General features: G+C 65.0%; 24 protein-coding genes. 12 read left to right on the top strand and 12 right to left on the bottom strand.

What is annotated here, in order from left to right:
- Positions 1-933: an L-threonylcarbamoyladenylate synthase gene (locus ACN0TK_RS08760; protein WP_417309094.1), complete on the bottom strand. Its 933-nt coding sequence runs from the start codon at positions 931-933 to the stop codon at positions 1-3.
- A 68-nt stretch (positions 934-1,001) separates the two neighbouring features.
- Here ACN0TK_RS08760 and ACN0TK_RS08765 point away from each other — a divergent pair, with 68 nt between their 5' ends.
- Positions 1,002-1,940, top strand: coding sequence for a histone deacetylase family protein (locus ACN0TK_RS08765; RefSeq protein WP_417309095.1), 939 nt, complete (start codon positions 1,002-1,004; stop codon positions 1,938-1,940).
- 288 nt (positions 1,941-2,228) lie between these two features.
- On the opposite strand, the gene ACN0TK_RS08770 is transcribed toward ACN0TK_RS08765, so the two are convergent.
- The gene (locus tag ACN0TK_RS08770) at positions 2,229-2,657 is read right to left on the bottom strand and encodes an organic hydroperoxide resistance protein (protein WP_417309096.1); all 429 of its coding nucleotides are present in this window, start codon (positions 2,655-2,657) and stop codon (positions 2,229-2,231) included.
- Between the two features lie 107 nt (positions 2,658-2,764).
- Between ACN0TK_RS08770 and ACN0TK_RS08775 the strand changes: the two genes are divergently transcribed.
- Positions 2,765-3,262: a MarR family winged helix-turn-helix transcriptional regulator gene (locus ACN0TK_RS08775; protein WP_417309097.1), complete on the top strand. Its 498-nt coding sequence runs from the start codon at positions 2,765-2,767 to the stop codon at positions 3,260-3,262.
- Here the strand turns inward: ACN0TK_RS08775 and ACN0TK_RS08780 are convergent.
- Positions 3,236-3,592 (bottom strand): DUF1294 domain-containing protein, encoded by a 357-nt coding sequence (locus ACN0TK_RS08780; RefSeq protein ID WP_417309098.1) that lies wholly within the window; start codon positions 3,590-3,592, stop codon positions 3,236-3,238. The genes ACN0TK_RS08775 and ACN0TK_RS08780 overlap by 27 nt on opposite strands.
- 26 nt (positions 3,593-3,618) lie before the next feature.
- Positions 3,619-4,152: a DinB family protein gene (locus tag ACN0TK_RS08785; RefSeq protein ID WP_417309099.1), complete on the bottom strand. Its 534-nt coding sequence runs from the start codon at positions 4,150-4,152 to the stop codon at positions 3,619-3,621.
- 86 nt (positions 4,153-4,238) lie between these two features.
- On the opposite strand from ACN0TK_RS08785, the gene ACN0TK_RS08790 reads away from it, so the two are divergent.
- A complete protein-coding gene (locus ACN0TK_RS08790; protein ID WP_417309100.1) occupies positions 4,239-5,153 on the top strand; it encodes a phosphotriesterase family protein in 915 nt (304 codons plus the stop codon).
- A 30-nt stretch (positions 5,154-5,183) separates the two neighbouring features.
- The gene (locus ACN0TK_RS08795; protein ID WP_417309101.1) at positions 5,184-5,660 is read left to right on the top strand and encodes a GNAT family N-acetyltransferase; all 477 of its coding nucleotides are present in this window, start codon (positions 5,184-5,186) and stop codon (positions 5,658-5,660) included.
- 30 nt (positions 5,661-5,690) lie between these two features.
- Here ACN0TK_RS08795 and ACN0TK_RS08800 read toward each other — a convergent pair whose 3' ends face one another.
- Positions 5,691-7,211 (bottom strand): YifB family Mg chelatase-like AAA ATPase, encoded by a 1,521-nt coding sequence (locus tag ACN0TK_RS08800; RefSeq protein ID WP_417309102.1) that lies wholly within the window; start codon positions 7,209-7,211, stop codon positions 5,691-5,693.
- Positions 7,212-7,437: 226 nt separating this feature from the next.
- Here ACN0TK_RS08800 and ACN0TK_RS08805 point away from each other — a divergent pair, with 226 nt between their 5' ends.
- The 5 genes from ACN0TK_RS08805 (at position 7,438) to ACN0TK_RS08825 (ending at position 12,052) form a co-directional block, all read left to right on the top strand.
- A complete protein-coding gene (locus ACN0TK_RS08805) occupies positions 7,438-7,971 on the top strand; it encodes a hypothetical protein (protein WP_417309103.1) in 534 nt (177 codons plus the stop codon).
- Between the two features lie 71 nt (positions 7,972-8,042).
- Positions 8,043-9,212 (top strand): MFS transporter, encoded by a 1,170-nt coding sequence (locus ACN0TK_RS08810; protein WP_417309104.1) that lies wholly within the window; start codon positions 8,043-8,045, stop codon positions 9,210-9,212.
- A 4-nt stretch (positions 9,213-9,216) separates the two neighbouring features.
- Positions 9,217-10,401, top strand: coding sequence for an MFS transporter (locus tag ACN0TK_RS08815; protein WP_417309105.1), 1,185 nt, complete (start codon positions 9,217-9,219; stop codon positions 10,399-10,401).
- Positions 10,394-10,858: an MmcB family DNA repair protein gene (locus ACN0TK_RS08820; protein WP_417309106.1), complete on the top strand. Its 465-nt coding sequence runs from the start codon at positions 10,394-10,396 to the stop codon at positions 10,856-10,858. Before ACN0TK_RS08815 ends, ACN0TK_RS08820 begins: the two co-directional genes overlap by 8 nt.
- Positions 10,859-10,903: 45 nt before the next feature.
- Positions 10,904-12,052 (top strand): MFS transporter, encoded by a 1,149-nt coding sequence (locus ACN0TK_RS08825; RefSeq protein WP_417309107.1) that lies wholly within the window; start codon positions 10,904-10,906, stop codon positions 12,050-12,052.
- Between the two features lie 16 nt (positions 12,053-12,068).
- On the opposite strand, the gene ACN0TK_RS08830 is transcribed toward ACN0TK_RS08825, so the two are convergent.
- The 3 genes from ACN0TK_RS08830 to ACN0TK_RS08840 form a co-directional block, all read right to left on the bottom strand.
- Positions 12,069-13,730 carry an MBL fold metallo-hydrolase gene (locus ACN0TK_RS08830; protein ID WP_417309108.1) on the bottom strand — a complete coding sequence of 554 codons (1,662 nt, stop codon included), beginning with the start codon at positions 13,728-13,730 and terminating at the stop codon, positions 12,069-12,071.
- 124 nt (positions 13,731-13,854) lie between these two features.
- Positions 13,855-14,409, bottom strand: coding sequence for an ActR/PrrA/RegA family redox response regulator transcription factor (locus tag ACN0TK_RS08835; RefSeq protein WP_417309109.1), 555 nt, complete (start codon positions 14,407-14,409; stop codon positions 13,855-13,857).
- Between the two features lie 38 nt (positions 14,410-14,447).
- The gene (locus ACN0TK_RS08840; RefSeq protein ID WP_417309110.1) at positions 14,448-15,758 is read right to left on the bottom strand and encodes an ActS/PrrB/RegB family redox-sensitive histidine kinase; all 1,311 of its coding nucleotides are present in this window, start codon (positions 15,756-15,758) and stop codon (positions 14,448-14,450) included.
- 147 nt (positions 15,759-15,905) lie between these two features.
- Here ACN0TK_RS08840 and ACN0TK_RS08845 point away from each other — a divergent pair, with 147 nt between their 5' ends.
- Both ACN0TK_RS08845 and ACN0TK_RS08850 read left to right on the top strand, forming a co-directional pair.
- Positions 15,906-16,343, top strand: a complete 438-nt coding sequence (locus ACN0TK_RS08845) for a DUF2852 domain-containing protein (RefSeq protein ID WP_417309111.1) — start codon at positions 15,906-15,908, stop codon at positions 16,341-16,343.
- A gap of 102 nt (positions 16,344-16,445) precedes the next feature.
- Positions 16,446-17,180, top strand: a complete 735-nt coding sequence (locus tag ACN0TK_RS08850; protein WP_417309112.1) for a M48 family metallopeptidase — start codon at positions 16,446-16,448, stop codon at positions 17,178-17,180.
- Between the two features lie 18 nt (positions 17,181-17,198).
- On the opposite strand, the gene ACN0TK_RS08855 is transcribed toward ACN0TK_RS08850, so the two are convergent.
- Entirely contained in the window at positions 17,199-19,367 is a 2,169-nt protein-coding gene (locus tag ACN0TK_RS08855) for a transglycosylase domain-containing protein (RefSeq protein WP_417309113.1), read from the bottom strand.
- Positions 19,368-19,640: 273 nt separating this feature from the next.
- On the opposite strand from ACN0TK_RS08855, the gene ACN0TK_RS08860 reads away from it, so the two are divergent.
- Positions 19,641-20,912, top strand: a complete 1,272-nt coding sequence (locus ACN0TK_RS08860) for an O-acetylhomoserine aminocarboxypropyltransferase/cysteine synthase family protein (protein WP_417309114.1) — start codon at positions 19,641-19,643, stop codon at positions 20,910-20,912.
- Between the two features lie 83 nt (positions 20,913-20,995).
- Here ACN0TK_RS08860 and ACN0TK_RS08865 read toward each other — a convergent pair whose 3' ends face one another.
- The 3 genes from ACN0TK_RS08865 to gyrB all read right to left on the bottom strand — a co-directional run bounded on the left by ACN0TK_RS08865 (position 20,996) and on the right by gyrB (position 24,779).
- The gene (locus tag ACN0TK_RS08865; RefSeq protein WP_417309115.1) at positions 20,996-21,823 is read right to left on the bottom strand and encodes a hypothetical protein; all 828 of its coding nucleotides are present in this window, start codon (positions 21,821-21,823) and stop codon (positions 20,996-20,998) included.
- Position 21,824: 1 nt separating this feature from the next.
- The gene (locus ACN0TK_RS08870; protein ID WP_417309116.1) at positions 21,825-22,226 is read right to left on the bottom strand and encodes a hypothetical protein; all 402 of its coding nucleotides are present in this window, start codon (positions 22,224-22,226) and stop codon (positions 21,825-21,827) included.
- Positions 22,227-22,322: 96 nt separating this feature from the next.
- Complete coding sequence (gyrB, locus tag ACN0TK_RS08875) at positions 22,323-24,779, bottom strand: DNA topoisomerase (ATP-hydrolyzing) subunit B (RefSeq protein ID WP_417309117.1); 2,457 nt, start codon at positions 24,777-24,779, stop codon at positions 22,323-22,325.
- Positions 24,780-24,896: the final 117 nt, after the last annotated feature.

The raw sequence follows: 24,896 nt of genomic DNA on the forward strand, positions 1-24,896 counted from the left end.
CTACCCCCGTGGCGCTGCCGCCCGCCGCAGCCGGTCGTTGATCGCTTCGCCCAGCCCCGTCTCGGGGATCGGCGCCACGGCGATCCGCGTTGCCGACCCATCCAGTTCATGCAGCATCGAAAAGAGGTTCCGCGCCGCCTCGCGCAGGTCGCCCGTCGCGCTGAGGTTCGCCGCGGCCTCCGGCCCCGGCCCAAACCCCAGATAGGCCTCGCCTGCTTCCGCCGCGGCCGCATCGAGCCGCAAGGTCGCACGCGGCGCATAATGGCTCAGCATCATGCCCGGCGCCGCGATCGCCGCATCCTTGGCCGCGACGGCAATCTCGCGCCCGAGCGCCGCGGCAATCGTCTCGCGCGGCAGCGCGCCGGCACGCAGCTGCGTCACCACATCACCATCCAGCGTCACGATGGTCGATTCGACCCCCGCCTCCGCCGGCCCGCCATCCAGCACCGGCACGCGCCCGCCGAACCCGGCGATCACCTGCGCCGCGGTCGTCGGCGACAGCTGCCCGGATGGATTGGCCGAGGGCGCCGCCAGTGGCCGCCCGACGGCGCGGATCAGCGTCTGCGCCATCGGATGCGCCGGAATGCGGATCCCCACCGTGTCGAGTCCCGCCGTCACGATGTCCGAAAGCCCCGCATCACGGCGCTTCTTCAGCACCAGCGTCAGCGGACCCGGCCAGAACTGCGCCAGCTCCCGCGCCAGTGGCGGCAGCTCCACCAGCTGCTCGGCCATCGCCAGATCGGCGACATGCACGATCAGCGGATTGAACCGCGGCCGACCCTTGGTCTCGTAAATCTTCAGCACCGCGTCCGAATTGGTCGCATCCGCGCCCAGCCCGTAGACCGTCTCAGTGGGGAAGGCGACAACCTCTCCAGCGCGCAGCAGCGCAGCCAGACGGGTGATTTCAGCGGTGGGCAAGCGGGCCTCGGACATGGCGCTCGTTTGACAAGCCCACGGTGGAAACGTCAAGTAAGCGCGATACCCCAGCAAACCCCCGGTTCATGGCCACCCTCCTCGTCTTCCAGCGCAATTATGCCGACCACACCACCCCCAGTGGTCATCCCGAGCGATCAGATCGGCTGCGCGCCGTCGATGAAGCGCTCTCTGCCGAGCAGTTTCAGTTTCTCGATCGCCGCGAGGCGCCCATGGGCGATCTGTCGCTGGCCGAGCTGGTGCATGCCCCCGGCTATGTCGATGCGCTGCGTCAGGCGCGCCCGGCCGAAGGCATCGCGCAGATCGACGAGGACACCTTCATCACCGCCGGCTCGCTCGAAGCCGTCGCCACCGGCATCGGCGGCGCGCTGCTGGCGCTCGATGCGGTCGCCCTGGGGGAAGTGCCAAACGCCTTCTGCGCCATCCGCCCGCCCGGCCACCACGCCGAGGTCGAGCGCCCGATGGGCTTTTGTCTGGTCAACACCGTCGCCATCACCGCGCGCGAGGCGCAGCGCAAATATGGTGCCGAACGCGTCGCCATCGTCGATTTCGACGTGCACCACGGCAATGGCACCGAAGATATCTTTCGCGCCGACCCTTCGGTGCTCTACGCCTCCAGCCACCAGATGCCGCTTTATCCTGGCACCGGCTGGCCCGAATTCACCGGCGTCGGCAATATCGTCAACGCTGCGCTCTCCGGCGGCAGCGGCACCGAGGAGATGCGTGCCGCCTATACCGATCGCATCCTGCCGGCCATCGAGGCCTTCAAGCCCGATTTCCTGCTGATCTCGGCCGGCTTCGATGCCGATTATCGCGATCCGCTCGCTGGGCTCAAATGGCGCCCCGGTGATTTCGCCTGGGTCACCAACCAGCTGCTCGAGCTCGCAGACCGCCATTGCGACGGCCGCGTCGTCTCGCTGCTTGAAGGCGGCTACGATCTCGAAGGTCTGGGGCAGGGCGTCGCCGCCCACGTTTCGGCTCTCATGGGCCAGTCAGAAATCGACTAGGGACCCGCGAAAGCCCCGAATCCGGTTCAGTCGGCGTTCATCCATGCGGCAGCGCTGCGGCGATGGCGGGGCGCTTTCGTGCACCTCGCCGCCGCCGGTCGCCGCGCGAAACCGCGCCGGCCCGGCAAGCCACTGATATCTGTTGGAAATCGCGATCCAATCCCCGTTTCGGCCCGCAGCTATAGACTGTCGGTACGGCAACGCGTGGGGAGGAGAAAAAATGCAAAATAAACGAAGGGCCGCGAACCGTTCAGTTCGCGACCCTTCGCATTGGCAGGCCGGACGGGCTCAGACCTTGGCGGTCAGCTCCACGTCGTGCTTTTCGCGGATCAGGTGCGAATAGGGGCAGATGTCATGGGCGAGCGCCATCACTTCTTCCAGCTTCGCCTTGTCGGCGCCGGGGGCATGGGCGCTGATCGCGGCCTTGATCGAATAGCCGAGATCGTCTTCGCGGTCGACGAAGCTCACATCGGCCGTAACCGTGGTGTCTTCGGGCACCTCGAACTTCAGCTTGCCGGCGGCGCCACGCAGCGCGCCCATGAAGCAGGCCGAATAGCCCACGGCGAACAGCTGCTCGGGGTTGGTGCCCGGGCCGTCATCGCCGCCCATTTCCTTGGGGTAGGAGAGCTTGACCGAAATCTTGCCGTCATCGGTCGCGGCAGTGCCGTTACGGCCGCCACCAGAGGCGGTACCATGTGCGGTGTAGACGACTTTCATCTGGATTTCCTTTCGTGTGCTTCTGCTGTCACAACGTCACCGGCATAGGGGATAGTTCCATTGTGCGCAATTGAATTGTGCGTTATATGTTTGCTCAGGAGGCGATCATGACCGACAGGCAAATGACCGACCCGCGCGACGCGCTGCATCTCGAACACCAGCTGTGTTTCGCCGTCTATTCGGCGGCGCATGCCTTCACGCGCTTTTACCGCCCGCTGCTGACGCAGCTCGGCGTCACCTATCCGCAATATCTCGTGCTGCTGGTGCTGTGGGAGGCCGATGGCCTTTCGGTCACCGCCATCGGCGAGCGGCTGCTGCTCGATTCCGGCACCCTTACCCCGCTGCTCAAGCGGCTCGAGAACATGCAGCTGCTCACGCGCCGGCGTGCGGCCGATGACGAGCGCCGCATGGTGGTCAGCCTGACCGAAAAGGGCCGGGCGCTGCAGCAGGTGGCCGCAGATTTTCCCGCCAATGTCCATGCCGCAAGCCATTGCAAAGCCGACGATATCGCGGCCATGCGCAGCGCCCTGTTCGACCTGCGCGACAAGCTCGATGCCGCAACGGCCCGCGCCGCCGCCTCACCCCAGCTGGGGAAAACCCCATAGCCCGATCATCAGCGTCGCCAGCACCACGGCATGGCCGATGCCGATCGCCGTATCGAGCGCGCTGAACGGCTGCTTGCGGGTCTTGTGCCGCAGCACCTCGCGCGCCATCAGCCCGCCGACGATCCCGCCCACCAGGTCGATCGCCAGCAGCACCGCCTCCGGAACCCGCCAGGCCCCTTGCGCCGCCGCCAGCTTGTCATGCCGGTAAACCAGAAAACTCACAGCACCGGCAATCACATAGACCGCGCCGAGTGCCAGCGGCGCCCGCCCCAGCACCAGCGCCAGCGTCGCCAGCGCCGCAATGATCGCCGCAAGGTAAAGCCGCAGCATCGCTACCCCATCAATCCCGCTTCGTTTCAGCCGAGTGCAGTCAGCTCCGCCGTGCGGAACCGTGCGTCATCGCCAACGATGAACTCGTCGAGCTGCGGCGGCGAAACCTCTGTCCCCGCCAGCATCGCATGCGCCTGTCCGCGGTGGTGCGTCTGATGCATGAACAGGTGCATCAACACGTCATCCGTCCGTTCCGTCTGGATCCGCCCGCTGCGCTGGATGTCGACCGGCGCCGACAGCCCGGCGTCGTCAAGCCGCGCCACCAGCGCCAGCAGCCGCGCATCCACCTCGGCCTGCGCCGCCATCAGTGGCGCCACCGCATCGAAGGGCTCTTCGTCGGCAAAGGCGGCAAGCCCCAGCGTCCCGCCCTCCAGCGCGTCGACATAGAACCAGTCGACGGTGACGATATGGTTCAGCGTCGCCTTCAGCGACGGGAAAAAGCTCGTCCGCCGCGCCGCAAAATCTTCCGCGGACAGCCCTTCGCAGGCGGTCAGCAACCGCAGGTTGGCCAGCCGGTTGTTCTGCGCCAGCTTGCGCATCATCCGCAGCGCCACGCTCATCTGTCGGCTCCCATTGCGCGAATCCGTCGCCCGCACCCTTGCCTGCGGCCGTCGCGCCGTCCAGTCTGCCGCCGGGGAGAACACCAATGAAACAGCTTCACACCACCCTCGGCCCGCGCACCGCCGATCAGCTCGGCATGATACTGCCGCACGAACACGTCTTCGTCGATCTGCGCACGCCCGATCAGCCCGGCTATGCCGAGGCCGATCCGGCCGACGTCGTGCGGCTGATGGCGCCCCAGATCGAAGCCATCAAGTCCCGCGGCATCACTGCGCTAGTCGAATGCTCCCCCACCGGCGTCGGCCGCCGTGCCGATTGCGATCTCGCCGTCAGCCAGGCCACCGATTTCCCCATCGTCGTCCCCACCGGCATCTATCGCGAACCGTGGATTCCCGCCTGGGTCTCCGGCGCCACCGAGGACCAGATCGAAGCCTGGATGGTCCGCGAACTCGAAGAACGCCTCGACGAGGCCGATTTCCGCGCCGGCTGGATCAAGCTGAGCGCCGGCGACGATGGCATCACCTCGCTTGAAACCATGATCCTGCGCGCTGCCGCTCGCGCCGCGCAGAAGACCGGCGCCATCATCGGCAGCCACACCATTCGCGGTCGCGTCGTCATGGATCAGCTCGATATTCTCGCGTCCGAGGGGCTGGCGGCCGACCGCTTCATCTCCATCCACACCCAGCTGGAGCCCGATTTCGACATGCAGCTCGCCGTTGCCGAACGCGGTGCCTGGATCGAATATGACAATATCGGCACCGCCGACGACGCCGAAACCTGCGATCGCATCGAAAAGGTGCTGGCCGCCGGCCATGGCCATCAGCTGCTGCTCAGCCATGATCGCGGCTGGTACGACCCGGCCCAGCCCGGCGGCGGCGAGCCCAAGCCCTACACCCACCTGTCCGATGTGCTGCTGCCCATGCTCGTCGAGCGCGGCGTCGACGACGCGACCCTTCACCAGCTCACCCACGCCAACCCCTTCAACGCCTTCGCGCGCTAAGCCACAGCGCCGCAGGCCGGAAACGCCGCCATGACCGTGTCCATCGTCCCGGCCACCGACGCCGATCGCCCGGTGGTGGCCAATCTCATCCAGCTCTACCTCTACGACATGACCGACAGCCTGCCGTTTCCGGTCGGCTCCGACGGCCGCTTCGAATATGATTTCTTCGAGCGGTTCTGGCAGCACCCCTATCTGATCCACGTCGATGACGAGCTGGCCGGCTTTGCCTTTGTCATCGATGAAAGCCCCGTCACCGGCGCCGCGCGCCACTTCATGGCCGAGTTCTTCGTGCTCAAGGCCTATCGCGGCAGGGGCGTCGGCCGGCAGGCCGCCGAAGCTATTCTCGCCCGCCATCCCGGTCCCTGGCAGCTGGCCGTCATTACCCAAAACGCCGCGGCCAGCGCCTTCTGGGCCAGCGTACTGGCGCCGCGGGCGATCACACCGTTCCCCCATCGTTTCGATGGCGAGGACTGGCAGGTCTACGACTTCGACGTCACGTCGCGCTGACGCTCTACCGCGGCACCGATCCCGAGGCGCTCACGCCGCCGCGCTGGTCAGCCGATAGCTCAAGGCTTCGGCCACATGCGCCCGTCCGACTTTTTCGACGCCCGCCAGATCGGCCAGCGTCCGCGCCACTTTCAGCACCCGGTGATAGGCCCGCGCCGACAGGCTGAACTTTTCCGCCGCCTGCAGCAGCAGGCTCTGGCTGTCCCGGTCCGGCGCCACCACCTCTTCGATCAGCGTCGCCCCCGCCGCTGCATTGGTGAACACCTCGGGGTGCCCGGCCGCGAGATAGCGCTGCCGCTGCACCTCGCGCGCCCGTGCCACCCGCGCAGCCACATCTGCCGAACTCTCCGCGTCCGCCGGCCCGATCATGTCGGCCGCCGAGACCGCCGGCACGTCGATCCTCAGGTCGATCCGGTCCAGAAACGGCCCCGACACCCGACCCTGATAGTCGTTGGCACACGCCGCGCCACGCCGGCAGGTGTGCCCCGGCGTCCCCGCCATGCCGCATTTGCAGGGGTTCATCGCCGCCACTAACTGAAACCGCGCCGGAAAGCTGACCCGCGCATTGGCCCGCGCGATCACGGTTTCCCCGGCCTCCAGCGGTTGGCGCAGGCTGTCCAGCACCGCTGGCGCGAACTCCGGCAACTCGTCGAGAAACAGCACCCCATTATGCGCCAGGCTCACCTCTCCTGGCCGCACCTTCAGCCCGCCGCCTACCAGTGCCGCCATCGAGGCCGAATGATGCGGCGCACGAAACGGCCGCCGGTCGCTCAGCGATCCGCCGGCCAGCTCCCCGGCAATCGACTGGATCATTGAGACGTCCAGCAATTCGCGCGGGTTGAGCGGCGGCAGGATCGAGGGCAGCCGTGCCGCCAGCATGGATTTGCCGGCCCCTGGCGGCCCGATCATAAGCAGATTATGGCCCCCGGCGGCGGCCACTTCCAGCGCCCGTCGCGCCACCTCCTGCCCCCGCACTTCGGAAAGGTCCGGCAGCCCGGCCGCGTCCGTCCGCCGCCGCGCCACCGGCCGCGTGCACAGCTGGTGCCCGGCAATGTGATTGCACAGCGCCAAGAGGCTCTCGGCCGCGATGATGTCGATCTCTTCCCCGGCCCAGGCGGCCTCGGCCCCGACGCTCGCCGCGCAGACGATCCCCATGTCACGCGCCGCCGCGGCGATCGCTGCAGGCAGCACCCCTACGGTCGGCGCCAGCCTGCCATCCAGCCCCAGCTCGCCCAGCGCCATGTGCCCCGCCAGCGCGTCCGAGGGGATCGCCCCGATCGCCGCCATCAGCCCGAGTGCGATCGGCAGGTCGTAATGACTGCCCTCCTTGGGCAGGTCCGCCGGCGCCAGGTTCACGGTAATCCGCTTGGGCGGCAGGCTCAGTCCCGAGGCATAAAGCGCCGCATGCACCCGCTCGCTCGATTCCTTCACGGCCTTGTCGGGCAGCCCGACAAGCAGGAATTTCGGAATGCCCGGCGCAATCTGCACCTGCACATCGACCGGCACCGCCTCGATGCCCTGAAACGCAACAGTGGTGACCCGCGTGACCAATCCTGACCCCCAAAAGCCGGCTGTCATCCCGTCAAGTGAGGCAAAACTATCAGTAAAAATCCGGAATACGCAAGAACGTTTAGAGAACACCGGCAATACGGCCCGTTGTCGTAGAGTTGTAACGAGGACCAGGGCGGGAGTGTCGCCAATCTTAAGACTCCGGAAACACCTGCGGCGCAATTGTTCGCGCGGGAATGTGACGCAACGGTTTCGGGGACGGGAACCAATGCAGGCAGCTGCAATAATCGTGGGCGAAATCGGCAAGTCCGGTGCGCGCTTGTGGAATCTTGCCGAACAGATCGGGTTTACGGCCGTAGTGCCCTATACCGGGCTACAGGCGGCTGAACGTCAGTGCGCGGCAACGCCATTGCTGTTCTTCTTGTTCGACGCGGTGGCCGATATCGCCACTCTCAAACCCACGGCGGAGGCCATCCGCTTTTCCGGCAGCCGCAGCCTGCGCTTTTCGCCAATGGTCTATCTTGATGCCAGCCCCTCGCTCGATGCCATTCGCCGGTGCATAGACATGGGCTTTGACGATGTGGTGACGGCACCGTTCTCGGCCGCCCGCGTCGGCGCCCGTTTGCGCCGTCTGGTCGGTCACCCCCATACCTACTTCGAGTCTGCCGGTTATGTCGGGCCCGATCGCAAGATCAGCCTCACCTCCGAGCCGGGTGACGGCAAGTATCGCCGGCTGGAGATCATGCGCAGCACAGCCGCTGGGGTCAGCATCGTCAGCGACGAGCTTCAGGTGCTGCTGTAATCGGCCTGCGAGCGCTTGTGTCCCTCAGCCGAGTTCACTAGGTTGCGCCGTCTCTCCGAGCGGATTTACTCATGCAGATCGGTCTTGCCCTGCCGCCGCAACAGCGCGTTTACGGCGGTTTTTTCATCTACTCTTTTTGCATGGGCAGCCTGCCGCCGCGCCTGCCCGATTTGCAGCGGGTGATGGGGATTGGCGAGGGCGCGCTCGGCTTCGGCCTCATCGGCGCCGCCGCTGGCACTCTCGTCTCGCTCAGCTTCGCCGGCCCCTTACTTGAACGCATTGGCTATCGCCGCTCCATCCTCGCCGCCATTCCGCTTCTGGCGCTCAGCTATGCCATCGCCAGCCTGGCGCCCGATGCCCTTTTTCTGTTCCTGTTGCTGTTTCCCGTCGGCCTGCTGATCGGCGGCATCGAGATCATCCTCAACCTCGAGGCCGATCGCACCGAGCACCAGCTCGGCCACCGCATCATGAACCGCGCGCATGCCTTCTGGAGCTTCGGCTTCTTCTCCGCCGGCATCATCAGCGCCGCCATCTCGGCCACCCGGCTCGATGTGCACTGGCACATGTTCCTCATGGTGCCCTTTGTCGCCCTCGGCGTGGCGCTCATTCTCGGCCGCTTCAATCCCGCACCGCACCGCACCGGTGGCGCGCCCGATATGCCGAACCGCTTTGCCATGCCCACCAGTGCCATCATGGCCCTGGTCGCGGTCACCCTGTCCGCCATGATCATGGAAGGCGCCGGCATCGACTGGTCGGCCATTTACATGCGCGACGAGTTTGCCGCCGCGCCCTTCATCATGGGCTTTGCCGTGGCGCTCGGCGCCTTTGCCCAGGCCGTCACCCGCTTTTTCGCCGATCGCTTCGTCGAACGCTACAGCCCCACCGATGTGTCGCGGGTGCTGCTCGGTGTTCTCGGTCTCGGCGTCTTGGTCGTGTTCTTCAGCCCCGCCGGCTGGCTATCGCTCGTCGGTTTCGCGCTGATGGGCGTCGGCACCAGCGTCATCTTCCCGCTCGCCATGTCGGCCGCCGCGCAGCGCACCGATCGGCCGGCCGCGGTCAATGTCGCCTCGCTGGCCCAGATTTCCTTTGTCGCCTTCCTGCTCGGGCCGCCGCTGCTCGGCTATGTTGCTGAACATTTCGGCATCCGCTGGTCCTTCGGCATCGGCATTCCGCTGGTCGTGCTCAGCCTCGCTTTCGCCGGCACGCTGGGGCGCCGTCCGATCACCACCGAGCTCGATTGATCCCATGCGCATCGCTCCGCAACAGCGCGTCTACGCCATCTTCTTTCTCTTTGCCCTGGCGCTTGGCGCCATGCTGTCGCGCTTGCCCGATCTTCAGGACCAGCTTGGCGTCGGCGAGTCCGGTCTCGGTCTGACGCTGATTGGCATGGCCATCGGGTCGCTGCTTTCGCTCACCTTTTCCAGCCCGCTGATACAGCGCGTTGGCGCCCGCATCACCGCCATGGTCACGGTCTTCGGCACGGCCAGCATGTTTGCGCTGGTCGCCTGGCTACCCTCGGGCACGACGGTCTTCTTTGCGCTCTTCGTCGCGGGCCTCCTCGGTGGCGCGTTGGAAATCAACGCCAATATGGAGGCTGACAAGCTCGAGGCGCAGCTTGGCCGCCGCATCATGAACCGCGCCCACGGCATGTGGAGCGCCGGCTTCTTCATCGCTGCACTGCTCGGCGCCGTCATGCGCCAGTTCACCGTCAGCATTCAGTGGCACACGCTCGGCACGTTGCTTGTGGTGCTGGTCGTCGGCGGCATCGCCTTTGCGGGCATGCACACGGCACCCAAGCGCCCGGGTGGCCACGAGGGCGAAACGCCCCGCATTGCGCTGCCCACGATCGGTCTGCTGCCGCTGTGTTTCATCGGCATTGCCGCCTTTCTCACCGAAGGCGCCGGCGTCGACTGGTCGGCCATCTACATGCGCGACGTCTTCTCTGTCGAACCCTTTATCGGCGGGCTGGGCCTGACGCTGTTTTCCTTCTTCATGGCCGTGGTGCGCCTGTTTGCCGACCCGTTCGTCGAACGCTTCGGTCCGCGCCGTGTCGCTACCGTGCTGCTCGTCATCTCGATCATCGGCATGCTGGCCGTCAGCTTCGCACCGGTCCCGCTCGTGGCGCTCATCGGCTTTTCTCTGCTCGGCGCCGGTTGCAGCGCCGTCTATCCGCTCGCCGTTTCCGCCGCCGCCCAGCGCACCGATCGGCCCTCGGCGGTCAATGTCGCCGCCATATCGCAGATGACCTTCGTCATCTTCTTTCTCGCGCCGCCACTGCTCGGCTTCGTCGCCGAGCATCTAGGCATCCGCAACTCCTATCTGGTCTGCCTGCCGCTGCTGGTGCTGGCGCTGTTTGCCGTGCCGGCCCTGGGCGGGCGCACCACGGCCAGGCCCACCGCCAATGTGATGGTCGAGCCGCCGCATGCCTGATCTGCCGCCGATCGTCGATCTGCGTCAGTCGCCCACGGCGCTAAGGGTACAGCGGGGCGTCATGCGCTTCCTGCGGGCCGCCCATGGCTTTTCCTGCTTTGCCGAGGTCTCGCTGGCCAATGGCCGCCGGGCCGATGTGCTCGGCATCGGCCCCAAGGGCGAGATCTGGATCGTCGAGATCAAGTCCAGCCTCACCGACTATCAGGTCGATCGCAAATGGCCGGAATACAAGGAGTTCTGCGACCGCTTCTTTTTCGCCAAGCCGCCCGAGCTCGACCCCGACATCTTTCCGCCTGAAGAGGGTTTGATGGTGGGCGATGGCCATGACGCGGCCATCCTGCGCATGGCACCCGACGGTCCACTCCCCCCCGCCCGTCGCCGCGCCATGTTGCTCAAACTCGCCCGTCTCGGCGCCGACCGCGTGCATACGCTGATGGATCCGGGGGAGCCGCTCTGAGCTGCCTCGCCGTTCCTCTGTCTGACTCTATACTGGTACCCCGTCTTGAAGACCTTGCCGCACGTCGTCCCGATCTTTTTCCTCAACGCCGTGGCCCAGGGCAGCATTTTCGCGCGTATTCCGGACATTCAGGCGAGCCTCGGTCTCAATGACTTCGAACTTGGCATGGCTTTGCTCGGCCAACCCGTCGGTGCCATTCTCAGCTTCCTCGTGTCCAGCCTTCTGGTCGAGCGGTTCGGCACGCGACTGATCTGCCTCCTCGGCAATCCCGGCATGGCCCTCGCCATGATCTTCATCGCAATGGCCCCCAATCTACCGCTGGTCTTCACCGGCTTCGTGCTGTTCGGGCTCTGCTTCGGCGTCGCCAATGTGGCAATCAATGTCGAGGCCGATCGGTTCGAGGCGACCGGACACCGGATCATGAATACCTGTCACGGCACCTGGAGCGTCGGCATGCTGGCGACCACCATCTTTTCAACCGTGATGCGCGGCCTGGATGTCGCGCCGGCGTTGCACTTCACGCTGGTCTTCCCTGTCGTGCTGGTCGGCATTCTGCTCACGGCTGGCCGGATGCAGCCGGCGCCGCCCCGCGGCCATGGCGCCGCCATCGGTCGCCACCGTATCGCGCTGCCCACCGTCGCCACGCTGCTGCTGCTCGGTTACATGCTGGGTTCGTCACTGCTTGAAGGCGGTTTGCGTAACTGGTCGGTGATCTTCATGCGCGACAGTTTCTCGGCGCCAGAGTGGGTCGATACCCTCACCCTGCCGTTCTTCCTCGTCGCTCAGGCGGCCGGGCGGCTACTGGCCGATCGTGGTGTGGCGCGCTGGGGCGCCGTCCGGCTGGCCCGCGGGTTGGCCATCACCGCGCTAATTGGGTTGGTGCTTGTGATCGTCTCGCCGCACCTGCTGCTGGCACTGGTCGGCTTTTCGCTGATCGGCCTGGGCGTCTCCGTCAGCTTCCCGCTCGCCACTTCGGCTGCCGCACAGCTAGGTGACCGGCCGGCCTCGGAAAACGTCGCCGCGCTCACCATGAGTCAGCAGGTCCTGGTGCTTGGCGCGCCGGCGCTGCTCGGCCTGATCGCCGAGACCGGCGGCATCCGCGTTGCCTTCATGGCGCTCGTGCCGATGCTGCTGCTCACTATCTATCAGTCTCGCTATCTGGCGCCGCGCCAGGCGCGCGACGCCACGAACTGACGAACGCTGACTATCCCTATTCGTCCACCTCGACAGGCTCCGCCTTGCCGGCCTGCGTCTTGCGGGGCAGGGGCGGCGCCACCGGGCCGAGTTCGGCCAGCCTGGCCTTCAGCGCTTCGACGATCTCCAGCCGCCGCGCATCGTCATCGGCGCCCTGCAGCTGATTGCTCAGATCGATGATGAAGCTCGAATAGCCATTGTGCCAGTCCGATGCGACCTGATTGAGGTCGACGCGGCGCGACTTGGGCTGCGTCTTGTCCGATACGCCTTCGGCCTTGAGTTCAAAGGAATCATCGAGCAGCGGCATCAGCACCTGGTCACCGCCCAGCCCTTCGTTCTTCATCAGCGCGTCACGCAGCGCGCTGCGCTCCTCGTCCTCGCCATGCGTCAGAAACACCGCGCCATGCGCCGGCAGCCGCTCGCGCACCCAGTCTTCCAGCTCCGAATGGTCGGCATGAGCCGAGTAATTGCCCAGGCTGCGCACTTCGGCGCGCACCGGGATGACGCTCGAGTGGATCCGCACGTCCCTGGCGCCCGACTGGATGATCTGGCCCAGTGTGCCCGGCGCCTGATAGCCGACGAACAGCACCGTCGAGTTCTTGCGCCCCAGGTTGTTCTTCAGGTGATGCTTGATCCGGCCCGCGTCGCACATGCCCGATGCGGACATGATGATCGCGCCACCGCGGATCTTGTTGATCGCCTTGCTCTCTTCCACGTCCTGCACGATACGGAACCGTGGGTCGTTGAACAGCTGGTCGGCGCTCAGTTCGACATCCTCGAACATTCCGGCATGCTTGCGGTAGACTTCGGTGACCTTGCTCGCCAGCGGGCTGTCGAGAAACACCAGCTGCGGGTTGATCTCGCCGGTATGGATCAGCGTGCCGATATCGTGCAGCAACTCCTGGCTGCGCTCCACGGCGAAGGTCGGGATCACCAGGTTGCCGCCACGCTCCATGGCGGCATTGACCTCGGTCTTCATCGCCTCGCGGCGCTCTTCCAGAGTGTACTCCGGCCGTTCGCGCCCACCATAGGTCGATTCCGACAGAATGTAGTCGAAGCCCGCCGGCGCGTCGGGTTCGAGGTAGAACACCTTGTGCTCCGGACCCAGATCGCCCGAAAACAGCATGCGGATGCGCTTGCCCTCGCCGTCGTCCACCTCGACCTCAATCGAGGCCGACCCCAGGATATGCCCGGCATTCCAGTAGCGCACGCGCACTCCCTTGCCCGGCTCGATCCACTCTTCGTATTTCACGCCACGCAGCAGCTTCAGCGTGTCCGCAGCGTCTTCCTTGGTATAGAGCGGCTCCATCGGCGGGTCGCCACGGCGGCTGCGCTTGCGCGTCTCGCGCTCGGCTTCGTATTCCTGAATGCCACCCGAATCCGGCAGCATGAACTCCAGCAACCCGCAGGTTGGTTCAGTCGCCCAGATCGTGTTGGTGAACCCGTGCTTGCTCAGCTTGGGCAAGAGGCCTGAATGATCGATATGGGCATGTGTCAGCAGCGCGAAATCGAGCGCGCGCGGATCAAACGGAAAGTCCTTGTAGTTCAGATCGCGGACCGTCTTGTTGCCCTGGAACATGCCGCAATCGATGAGAAACTGCCCGCCGGGGTGCTCCACGCGATAGCACGATCCGGTGACGGTGCCCGACGCGCCGTGAAAATGCAGGGTCACGCTCATGACTGTTCCTCCTCATGGGTCTGTCCTGTCGCAACGTGCGATTCAGGGCGACGCCACTGTGCTGTGCGTCGCCGCGCCTGTCGACACCGACAGGCTGAACAAATGCGTCGCGATAAAGGAAATCTCAGCGCGGGGCGCGCTTGGCCAGAATTCGCTGCAGCGTCCGGCGGTGCATGTTCAGCCGCCGCGCGGTCTCGCTGACATTGCGATCGCACAGCTCATACACCCGCTGGATATGCTCCCAGCGCACCCGGTCGGCCGACATCGGGTTCTCGGGCGGCTCGGGCGCATCCTTACCGGTCGCCAGCAGCGCGTTGATCACATCCTCGGCATCGGCTGGCTTGGCGAGATAATCCACCGCGCCCAGCTTCACCGCGGTCACTGCCGTGGCGATATTGCCATAGCCGGTCAGCACCACCGCGCGGGCATCCTCGCGCTTTTCGTGCAGGGCCGCGACAACGTCGAGGCCGTTGCCGTCCTCGAGCCGCAGATCGACCACGGCATAGGCCGGCGGCGTCTCGTTCACGGCCGCAAGCCCGCCTGCAACGGTGTCGGCGATGCGCACGTCAAAGCCGCGCTTGACCATCGCCCGTTCGAGCCGGGTCAGGAAGGTCTTGTCATCATCCACCAGCAGCAGGCTGCGGTCGGCGCTCAGAAGCTCGTCAACTGTACTTGTCATGGCACCACATCATGTAGGCACTTTGCGTCCGATTGTCATCATGGGGCGAGCCCTTGGTCTATCATGTCGCGGGACCACACCATGGTGACCCGCGCATGCCGGCCCTCGGGCGTTGCATTGGCAAAGCCCAGTTTCGCGCCGGTGCGCTCCAGCAGGGTCTTGGCAATGAAGATGCCGAGACCCAGTCCGCCGGGCTCCGTGCTGTCACCGCGCGCCCGCGTCGTGAGGTAGGGTTCACCCAGCCGCGTCAGCAGTTCGGGCGGAAAACCGGGTCCGTCATCAGTAATGGTGATCGTCAGCCGGCCTTTTTCCCAGTTGGCGACAATCTCCACCTTGTCCTGTGCAAATTGCGCGGCATTCTCCACCAGATTGCCCAGGCCATAGAGCAGGCCAACGCTCCGCTGCACCACCGGCTCGGCTTCCGGCGCCCCCTCCGTGCGAATGTCGATCAGCCCATCGCCCGCATCATGCGGCTGCACCAGTTCTTCCAGCAGTTCCGAAACGGCCACCGCAGCAAAGGGGTCGCCCGGCGTATCGTGGTGACTGCGCAGTGTCGTAAGGATGTCGCGGCAGCGTGCCGCCTGCGACATGATCAGTTCCACATCCTCGCGCAGCGGCCCTTCAGGCAGCTCGTCGTGCATTTCCCGGGCCGCCAGTGCGATCGTAGATAGCGGCGTGCCCAGTTCATGCGCCGCTGCCGCCGCCAGCCCGTCGAGGGCCGTCAGCTGTTCGCGCCGCGACAGCGCCAGTTCCGTCGCGGCCAGCGCGTCGGCCAGCTGCCGCGCCTCATGCGCAACCTTGTTGGTATACGCGGCGATGAAGGTCACGCCGCACACGATGCTCACCCAGATGCCGATCACATAGACCCGGTCGAATATGATCTGAGCATCCGGATCCCACGGCAGCCCGAGGTGAAACACCGCCAGCAGCGACGCCAGAACGACCGCGAGCGCCGCAATGATCAGTGTCGAGCGCCGTGGCAGACTGGTCGCCGAAACCGACACGGCCGCGAGCAACAACAGCGAAAACGGGTTCTCCAGCCCGCCGGTCAGTGCCAAAAGGCTTGCCAGCTGGCACAGGTCCCAGGCCAGCTGCGCCGTGGCGGCGCCGGCGCTCGGCCGATAGCCTTCGCCGAGGCGAAACACCACCCACAGGTTCAGCAGCACGCTCAGCGTCACCAGCCCCAGGCATTCGACTAGCGGCAGCGGATAGCCGAGCCCGAACGACACGAACAGCAGCCCCGCCGTCTGCCCGGCAATGGCCAGCCAGCGCAGACCCACCAGCGTGCCAAGCCGCAGAGATCGGGCATTCTGCGGCAGCTCGGCTACCCCGGTTTCGGCCACACTCATCGTCGAAAATCCTTGTCAAACGCGCTCTGTGGCAGCGCATGGTCACTCTGCGCGGGCTTTTCAAGACCCAAAATCGCTCGCCCGAAAGCTTGATCGGCCGGTTTCAGCGCCCACATCCCAAATGTTCGTGACTGGGAGAACAACACTATGACAACTGCAATTGTAAAACCTCAATGGGGTCCGGCGACCATCGCACTGATGGTCTTGGGCTTTATCGTTTGGTGGCCGCTCGGCCTCGCCATGCTGACCTACATTCTGTGGGGCGAAATGTTTGGAGGCTCCGCCGAAAAGGCTGAGCGCTTCATGCACAAGTCCAAGGATTGGGCACAGCAGTGCGGTCCGCGCATGAGCCGCCGTCACGGGGGCTTTCATCAGGGCAGCGGCAACGCCGCTTTCGATGAATACCGTGCCGAGCAGCTCCGCCGTCTCGAAGAGGAGCGCAGGCGCCTCGACGAGGAAATCAACGAGTTCCACGAGCATATGCGGAACCTCCGCATGGCCCGGGACCGTGAAGAGTTCGACCGCTTCATGCGCGATCGCGGCGGCAATCGCCCCGACAACTACAATACCAACGGCAACAACTGACCGTTCGGACGTATCAGCTCCACTGATAACTGGCGCTCTCCTTTCGGAGGGCGCTTTTTTCTCGTCTGATGGTCCCGCGAATCGGCGATGATCCGTCCCACCATGAATCTGTTTTTCCGCTCCCGCATCCCAGATCGGACCAGCCTCACCATCGAGGGCAAGCCGGTCGAGATCACCGTCAGGGTCAGCGCCCGGGCGCGGTCCTATCGGCTCACCATGCCCCATCACGGGGCGCCGGTGCTCACTGTGCCGCAGCATGGCCGCTGGCGCGAGGCCGAGGATTTTCTCACGCGCCACACCGGCTGGCTGGCGCAACGGCTGCGCCGCGCCGCGCCGCAGACGCGCTTCGCCGAGGGCGAAATGGTCCCCCTGCGCGGCGTCCCGCATCGCATTGTCGCCACGGGCCGGCTGCGGGGCAGGGTGGAACTGGCCGAAGACAATGGTGAGCCCGTGCTGCTGGTGCCGGGCGATGCGGCCCATCACGCCCGCCGCCTCAGCGACTGGCTGAAATCTGAAGCCCAGCGTGATCTGGTCGCCCGCTCCGAGGTGCACGCGCGCACGCTGGGGGTCGAGCTCAAGTCGGTCGCCATGCGCTCGCAGGCGACGCGCTGGGGCTCGTGCTCATCGGCCGGCCGGCTGAACTACAACTGGCGGCTCATCCTCGCGCCGCCCTTCGTGCTCGATTACGTCGCGGCGCACGAGGTCGCGCATCTGGTCCACATGAACCATTCGCCGGCTTTCTGGAAAACCGTCGCGAAGGCGCTGCCCGACATGGAGCGCGGCAAATCCTGGCTCAAGGCCAATGGCAAGCAGTTGATGGGCTACGGGCTCGGCTGAGCCCGCGCCGCCCTCGGGTCAGTCACCGCCGAAGATATCGCCCAGCAGGTCGACCAGCGTACGCTTCTCACGCTGCTGCGTCGGCGGCTGTTCCATCGGCTGTAGATCGGGTTCGAGCAGCCCGCCGCCCGCACTGCCGCCTGGCAGTTCGGCAATCGGAATGCCCTCATGCGCCTTGGCCATAAAGGCGCTCCAGATCTCGACCGGCACATTGCCGCCGCTCAGCTTGGTGCCCTCGTCGTCGTCATTGCCCAGCCACACACCGGCGACCATGCGCGAGGTATAGCCGACGAAGACCGCGTCGCGGGCCTTCTGGCTGGTGCCGGTCTTGCCGGCCATCGGCCAGCCGTTCAGCTCGGCGCGCTTGCCGGTGCCGACCTCGATCGCCGCATGCAGCATGTCGTTCATTTCGGCGACGATGTTCGGCTCGATCACCCGGCCCGGGCCGGCGGGGATCGCTTCGTACAGCAGCTCGCCGTCGGAGGTTTCGATCCGCGTGATCACGTTGGCCAGCACGCCGATACCGCCATTGGCGAAGGGCGCATAGGCCGCGGTCAGCTCCAGCAGCGACACTTCCTGGGTGCCCAGCGCGATAGACGGCACCGGCTGCAGCGGCGAGGAAATGCCCATTCGCATTGCGGCTTCCACCACCTTGTCCGGCCCCACGTCATTGGCCAGCAGCGCCGCCACGGTATTGCGCGACATCGCCAGCGCCTCGCGCAGCGTCATCGGCCCGCGATACTTGCCGTCGGCATTATGCGGTTCCCAGCCATTGATATCGATCGGCGCATCCTCGGCGATGGTGTCGGGCGTATAGCCCTTCTCCATACCCGCCAGATAAACGAAGGGCTTGAACGCCGAACCCGGCTGCCGCCGTGCCGTCACCGCGCGATTGTACTGGCTCTGCGAGTAGTCGACGCCACCCACCAGCGCCCGCACCGAGCCATCGACATCCATGGCCACCAGCGCCGCCTGCGAGAAGCCGCGCTCCGCGCCATGCGCCGCCACGGCTTCCTTCACCGCAAACTCGGCCTGTTTCTGCAGGTCCCAGTTGATCGTTGTCGACACCACCACGTCCTCGGTCACGTCGCCGAGATAGGTGGTCATCAGCGTTTCAACCCAGTCCGCTACATAGCTTTCGGCGCCCAGCACCTTGGTGCGCACCGTCTCGGTCGGGTCGATTGTCGCCGCCTGCGCCTCGGCCGCGCTGATATAGCCTTCCTTGGCCATGGCATTCAGCACCAGCGACTGGCGGGTCTTGATCCGGTCAGGATCGCCCTTGGGGTTCAGCCGCGATGGCGCCTGCAGCGAACCGGCGAGGATCGTCGCCTCGCTCAGCGACAGGTTGCGCGCCGATTTGCCGAAATAATATTGCGATGCGGATTCAATGCCATAGCGCTCGTAGCCGAAATACATCCGGTTGAGATAGAGCTCGAGAATCTCGTCCTTGGTATAGGTCTGCTCCAGCCATACGGCCAGCAGCGCCTCCTGCACCTTGCGGCCGATGGTCTGGTCTGGCGTCAGGAACAGGTTCTTGGCGACCTGCTGCGTAATCGTCGAAGCGCCACGGGTCACGCCGCCGGCGCGCACGCTTTCCAGTGCCACCGAGGCCAGGCCGATCACGTCGATGCCGAAGTGGTCGCGGAAGCGCCGGTCTTCGATCGAAATGAACGCCGCCGGCACGTAATAGGGCAGCTCGCGGATCGGCACGGCTTCGCCGCCCGTCTTGCCGCGGTTGGAGATCAGCTGGCCATTGGCAGCGAGAATGCGGATATTCGCGGCCCGGTCCGGCACTTTCCAGGTATCGGCCGAAGGCAGCTGTACGGCGTAATAGACGATGACGCCGGCCACCGCGAGCCCGGCCCAGAAGCCGAGCACCAGCATCCAGTAGAACAGCTTACCGATGATGCCGAACAGCGTGATCGGCTTGCGCTCGCGTTTGCGCCGCCCGCGGGTTGTCTTGGCCTTGCCGCGCTTGGGCTTGCTGACGGGGGCATCGTCGATGCGCAGGTCCCCGTCGGCGAATCCGGGTTCGATCCGGCCGCTGCCGCGCGCAGGTTTGCGCGCCTTGCCGCCAGACTTGGCCGTCTTGGCCTTGCCGCGCGATTTCTTGGGCGCATTCCCGACGCGATCGTCGTCGGATACGTGAAAGTCCATAAACAGGGCCCCGGCGTTCTTTCTGCGCATGGCCTGTCCCCGCTTCGTTGCAATCCCCGACAGGGTGCGCACTGCGCGAAAGCCATGCTTGGCCGTCCGACCGTCACGCCACCCAGCCCGGTGGCGCGGTCACCCATGGCTATCGAAGTTAAATGTGGCCGGTTTATGTGGCCTTAAGCGAGGGACCGGCGCTTCTGTGATGTTCGCGCAACAGTGCACTTTGGTCGAAAACCTATGGGCGCGCGCCCTGAAACTGCGCTACCACTCGCAGCCGCGATTGGAAGCCCTCGAAAGGAACAGCACGTGCGCCTCGAAACTCTTGCCCTGCATCACGGATACAGCCCCGAGCCGACCACCAAGGCTGCCGCGGTGCCGATCTATCAGACCACGTCCTACACCTTTGACGATACCCAGCATGGTGCCGATCTTTTCGACCTCAAGGTCGCCGGTAACATCTACACCCGCATCATGAATCCGACGACCGCGGTGCTCGAGCAACGCCTCGCGGAAATGGAAGGCGGCATCGGCGGTCTCGCCGTCGCCTCGGGCATGTCGGCCATTACCTACGCCATTCAGGCCATCGCCGAGGCGGGCGACAACATCGTCTCCACCAGCCAACTCTATGGCGGCACCTTCAACCTGTTCATGCACACTTTCCCGCGTCAGGGCATCGAAGTGCGCATGGCCGCCGCCGATGATTTCGACGCCTTCGACCGGCTGATCGACGACAGGACCCGCGCAATCTTTTGTGAGTCGATCGGCAATCCGGCCGGCAACGTCGTCGACCTCGAACGCCTGGCGCAGATCGCTCACAAACATGGCGTGCCGCTGATCGTCGATAACACGGTGGCGACCCCCTACCTGTGCCGCCCCTTCGATTTCGGCGCCGACATCGTCATTCACTCGCTGACCAAGTATATTGGCGGGCACGGCAACACGATCGGCGGCATCATCATTGATTCCGGCAAGTTCGACTGGGTGGCCAACAAGGCCCGCTTCCCCATGCTCAACCAGCCCGACCCGTCCTATCACGGCGTCGTCTACACCGAGGCCCTGGGCGAAGCCGCCTATATCGGCCGCTGCCGCGTGGTGCCGCTGCGCAACACCGGCGCTGCGCTGGCGCCGCATTCGGCCTTCCTGCTGCTCATGGGTCTCGAAACCCTTGGCCTGCGCATGGAGCGTCACTGCGCCAACGCCATCAAGGTCGCCGAATATCTCGAGCAGCACCCCAAGGTGAAATGGGTCAACTACGCCGGCCTCAAGTCCTCGAAATACCACGAGGTCGCCGGCAAGATCGTCAAGGGCACGCCGTCCGGCATCCTCAGCTTCGGCATCGAGGGCGGCAGCACGGCGGGCGCCAGCTTCATCGACGCGCTGCAGATGATCTACCGGCTGGTCAACATCGGTGATGCCAAGTCGCTGGCCTGCCACCCGGCCTCGACCACCCACCGCCAGCTCAGCCCCGAAGAACTGGCCACCGCCGGCGTCTCCGAAGATCTCGTCCGCATCTCGGTCGGCATCGAACACGTCGACGACATCATCGCCGACATCGAACAGGCCCTCGCCAAGGCCTGATCTAGACCAAGTCCCCGCTCTCGCGCCTCATAGCGCGGGAGCGGCCAAGTTCGGCGAATTGTCGGCGGCATCGCATCGGCCGCCTAGCCAAATGGCCAGATCCGGTGCCATAGGCTCGACAGTTCGCTTCGCGTCATGGGTTCTATCGGCAGCGACTGAATCCCCTCGCAACTGCCAAAGCAAAGCCGCACGCCACCCTCGATACGTGTCGACAGTGAGTCATATCGAATGATCAGGCCTTGCGCGCCGGCCGGGTTCACAAAGAAATCGATGCCAGATGCCGTTGGCCCTGATGCTGGTTTGAACTTGAACAGGAAGTTGTTCAGGCCGACGTCGAACGCGCTTGTGGTCCTGCGGTCCAATTGCCACCAGGTCCGGACGCTGTTGCGCCCGTCGGGCGTCGCCTGCGCGTGGAACATGCCGCGCAGTTTGGTGTCGAGAACCTTCAGCACACGATTGCCGTGCGTGGCGCTCCACTGCTCTGGCGTTAGCGGCAGCGCAGTGTCGTTTGCGGCATAGGGGCCGATCTTGCTCCTGCCACGGAACCAGTCCGCCCCAGTGCTCCGATAGGCTTTGACGAAGTTCCGGTCCTGTCCGGCTTCTCGAGGGAACAGCTTCAACACTTGCACAGCGAGGTCGCGGTCCGTGTTGTCCTGTTGTTCTTGGCTGGTCAGATGGTTGTTGACCAGCAGGAAAGCACGCTTTTGCGATCGCTTCTGTTCCAGCAGGTAACAGTCGCCCTCCAGCAGGTAGTAGGCCTTCTCCTGCCGCAAGATCAGCTGTCCGGCCGCATCGTTTGAAAATGCATAAGAGACGTCCACCCTGGCACTAGCAATGTCTTGGCAAGCGGCCGTCGCAGGTCCGCCGAGAGCAATTATGGCTGCGAACGTGAGTAGCGCGATCGTCTTCATGTCAGTGCTTGCCACTGAAATGCGCAAAGGAGGGCCAGGCGATGCCAGCCCATAGAATGACGAGAATTGGCAGCACCATCTGAACCAGTGGCACCAACTCGCCATGCGAAATCAGCAAGACGTTGCCGATGTCGATGTTCAGGCTCCAGATGAGAAAAGTAGCGGCCATGAAAAGGCGTAGCGACCAGTCTACACCAGTCCGAAAGACGCCCAGAACGACCGGCGTGGCAAGCGTAAGCACAACGATGATGAAGAACGACAGCCATGCGCCGATCTGCGGGGTGTTTCCGCTACCGAGTTCCACAACTGAGCGGATAGCAAGAAAGACAGCGGTAAGCTCCGCCGGCAGGAGCTTGAGGAGCCTGTCCTGAAAGGTGTCACTCTCGACGATTCCACGCTGCATTCTACATCCCCCTTTCGTACTCGGGGGAAAGCTTGCACAGCGCGATCAGGTTGTCGTCCGGGGTCTGCCGAACGCAGATGTACCTAAGGGAACGGCCTAAACGTCCAGGTTCGCCACGCTCAGGGCATTTGTCTGGATGAAGTCGCGGCGCGGTTCCACCAGGTCGCCCATCAGCTCGCTGAACAGCCGGTCGTGGTCGTCGCTGTCGCGGATCTGCACCTGCAGCAGTGTGCGGGCATTGGGGTCGAGCGTCGTTTCCCAAAGCTGGCCGGGGTTCATCTCGCCGAGGCCCTTGTAGCGCTGCAGCGACACGCCCTTGCGGCCGGCCGTGGTGACCGCTTCGAACAGCGACGACGGCCCGTAGATATCGGTGACCATGTCCTTGCGGCTGAACTGCGCCACCCCGCCATAGATGTCGCCGAGCCTTTCGACCGCGCTGCGGATCTTGCGCACATCGGCACTCGTCAGCAATTGCGCGTCGATCGCATGCGATTCGGTGACGCCGCGCACGGTGCGGGTGAACACCAGCCCGCCATCGCCGTCCACTGCGCCTTCCCAGCCGCGCTCCACCTCGTCCGCCAGCCGGTCCAGCCGGCGCACCACGCGGGCGATGACGTCCTGATTGCGCTCCGGATCGGCCAGCGCCTCGGGGTCGAGCCCGCCGACGATCGCCGCCTGCTCGATCAGCGAACGGTTGTAGCGCGTGTTCAGCGCGTCGATCGCATGCACGATCTCACGGGCCTGCCGGGCAATTGCCAACAGGTCCTGTCCGGCATGGGTCACCCCGTCGCGCGTCGTCAGCACCGCATCTTCGGTGCCGGTCTCGATCAGATAGTCCTCGAGGCTGCGTTCGTCCTTGAGATACTGCTCCGACGAGCCGCGCTTGATCTTGTACAGCGGCGGCTGCGCGATATAGACGTGCCCGCGATCGATCAGCTCGCGCATCTGCCGGTAAAAGAAGGTCAGCAGCAGCGTGCGGATATGGGCGCCGTCGACATCGGCGTCCGTCATGATGATGATCTTGTGGTAGCGCAGCTTGTCGGCGTTGAACTCTTCGCGGCCGATCGAGGTGCCCAGTGCCATCACCAGGTTGCCGATCTGCTCCGAGCCCAGCATGCGGTCGAACCGCGCCCGCTCGACATTGAGGATCTTGCCGCGCAGCGGCAGCACCGCCTGGGTATAGCGGTCGCGCCCCTGCGACGCCGAACCACCGGCCGAGTCACCCTCGACGAGGAACAGCTCCGACTTCGTCGGGTCCTTTTCCGAACAGTCCTTCAGCTTGCCGGCAAGGAAGTTGACGTCCAGCGCCGTCTTCCGCCGCGTCAGCTCGCGCGCCTTGCGCGCCGCTTCGCGGGCCGCGGCCGCCTCGGCCACCTTGCTCACCAGCGTCTTGGCTTCGGCCGGGTGCTCTTCCAGCCATTGCTGCAGCTTGTCGCTCACCCCGTTCTCGACCACCGGCCGCACTTCGGAGCTCACCAGCTTGTCTTTCGTCTGGCTCGAGAATTTCGGGTCCGGCACCTTCACTGAAAGCACGCAGGTCAGGCCCTCGCGAATGTCATCGCCGGTCACCGACACCTTTTCGCGCTTCAGGATGCCGCTGGAATCGGCATAGCTCGTCACCTGCCGCGTCAGCGCCGCGCGCAGCCCCGCCAGATGCGTGCCGCCGTCGCGCTGCGGGATGTTGTTGGTGAAGCACAGCACATTCTCGTGGTAGCTATCGTTCCACCACATGGCGACTTCCACCGTGATGCCGTCGCGTTCCGACTGCAGCATGATCGGCGTCTGGATCAGCGGCGATTTGGCCGCATCCAGATAGCGCACGAAGGCCTCCAGCCCGCCCTCGTAGAACAGCTCGGTCTCGAGTTTTTCCGGGTGCCGCAGGTCGCGCAGGATAATGCGCACGCCCGAGTTCAGGAATGCCAGCTCACGCAGCCGGTGCTCCAGCGTCTTGAAGTCGAACTCCACCATGGTGAAGGTTTCGCTCGAGGGCATGAAGGTCACTTCAGTGCCCGAGCGGCCCTCATAGGTCCCCGGCTGCTTGTCCTCCTCATAGGTGCCGATCACTTCCAGCGGCTGCGTCGCCACGCCATGCTCGAAGCGGATCGTGTGGATCTTGCCGTTGCGGCGCACCGTCAGCTTCAGCCACACCGACAGCGCGTTCACCACGGAAACGCCCACGCCGTGCAGGCCGCCCGACACCTTGTACGAATTCTGGTCGAACTTACCGCCCGCATGCAGCTGGGTCATGATGACCTCGGCCGCCGACACGCCTTCGCCGGTGTGGATATCGGTGGGAATCCCGCGCCCGTTGTCGATCACCGTCACCGAACCGTCGGCATTCAGCTGCACGGTCACCAGATCGGCATGATCCGCCAGTGCCTCGTCGATGGCGTTGTCCACCACCTCATAGACCATGTGGTGCAGGCCCGAGCCGTCATCGGTATCGCCGATATACATGCCGGGGCGTTTGCGCACCGCGTCCAGGCCCTTGAGGACCTTGATGGAATCGGCGCCGTAATCTTCTGGAAGCTTTGGGGTCTCGGAGGTGCTCAAGGGGTGTCCCGAATCAGGTCAGCAGGTCCGCTGCTTGTCTCTAGCGGATAGACCGCCATTACCCAAGACAAATGGCTATTTTGAGCCCGTTTCACAAGGCTTTGGGCAACATCTTCC

Origin of the sequence: Devosia sp., from assembly GCF_048261455.1 — a bacterium.
Taxonomy (GTDB): domain Bacteria; phylum Pseudomonadota; class Alphaproteobacteria; order Rhizobiales; family Devosiaceae; genus Devosia_A.

Excerpts from the sequence above, each read along its gene's own strand:
- ACN0TK_RS08760 (WP_417309094.1), bottom strand. The coding sequence starts at position 933 with ATGTCCGAGGCCCGCTTGCCCACCGCTGAAATCACCCGTCTGGCTGCG.
- ACN0TK_RS08765 (WP_417309095.1), top strand. The coding sequence starts at position 1,002 with ATGGCCACCCTCCTCGTCTTCCAGCGCAATTATGCCGACCACACCACC.
- ACN0TK_RS08770 (WP_417309096.1), bottom strand. The coding sequence starts at position 2,657 with ATGAAAGTCGTCTACACCGCACATGGTACCGCCTCTGGTGGCGGCCGT.
- ACN0TK_RS08775 (WP_417309097.1), top strand. The coding sequence starts at position 2,765 with ATGACCGACAGGCAAATGACCGACCCGCGCGACGCGCTGCATCTCGAA.
- ACN0TK_RS08780 (WP_417309098.1), bottom strand. The coding sequence starts at position 3,592 with ATGCTGCGGCTTTACCTTGCGGCGATCATTGCGGCGCTGGCGACGCTG.
- ACN0TK_RS08785 (WP_417309099.1), bottom strand. The coding sequence starts at position 4,152 with ATGAGCGTGGCGCTGCGGATGATGCGCAAGCTGGCGCAGAACAACCGG.
- ACN0TK_RS08790 (WP_417309100.1), top strand. The coding sequence starts at position 4,239 with ATGAAACAGCTTCACACCACCCTCGGCCCGCGCACCGCCGATCAGCTC.
- ACN0TK_RS08795 (WP_417309101.1), top strand. The coding sequence starts at position 5,184 with ATGACCGTGTCCATCGTCCCGGCCACCGACGCCGATCGCCCGGTGGTG.
- ACN0TK_RS08805 (WP_417309103.1), top strand. The coding sequence starts at position 7,438 with ATGCAGGCAGCTGCAATAATCGTGGGCGAAATCGGCAAGTCCGGTGCG.
- ACN0TK_RS08810 (WP_417309104.1), top strand. The coding sequence starts at position 8,043 with ATGCAGATCGGTCTTGCCCTGCCGCCGCAACAGCGCGTTTACGGCGGT.
- ACN0TK_RS08815 (WP_417309105.1), top strand. The coding sequence starts at position 9,217 with ATGCGCATCGCTCCGCAACAGCGCGTCTACGCCATCTTCTTTCTCTTT.
- ACN0TK_RS08820 (WP_417309106.1), top strand. The coding sequence starts at position 10,394 with ATGCCTGATCTGCCGCCGATCGTCGATCTGCGTCAGTCGCCCACGGCG.
- ACN0TK_RS08830 (WP_417309108.1), bottom strand. The coding sequence starts at position 13,730 with ATGAGCGTGACCCTGCATTTTCACGGCGCGTCGGGCACCGTCACCGGA.
- ACN0TK_RS08835 (WP_417309109.1), bottom strand. The coding sequence starts at position 14,409 with ATGACAAGTACAGTTGACGAGCTTCTGAGCGCCGACCGCAGCCTGCTG.
- ACN0TK_RS08840 (WP_417309110.1), bottom strand. The coding sequence starts at position 15,758 with ATGAGTGTGGCCGAAACCGGGGTAGCCGAGCTGCCGCAGAATGCCCGA.
- ACN0TK_RS08845 (WP_417309111.1), top strand. The coding sequence starts at position 15,906 with ATGACAACTGCAATTGTAAAACCTCAATGGGGTCCGGCGACCATCGCA.
- ACN0TK_RS08850 (WP_417309112.1), top strand. The coding sequence starts at position 16,446 with ATGAATCTGTTTTTCCGCTCCCGCATCCCAGATCGGACCAGCCTCACC.
- ACN0TK_RS08855 (WP_417309113.1), bottom strand. The coding sequence starts at position 19,367 with ATGCGCAGAAAGAACGCCGGGGCCCTGTTTATGGACTTTCACGTATCC.
- ACN0TK_RS08865 (WP_417309115.1), bottom strand. The coding sequence starts at position 21,823 with ATGAAGACGATCGCGCTACTCACGTTCGCAGCCATAATTGCTCTCGGC.
- ACN0TK_RS08870 (WP_417309116.1), bottom strand. The coding sequence starts at position 22,226 with ATGCAGCGTGGAATCGTCGAGAGTGACACCTTTCAGGACAGGCTCCTC.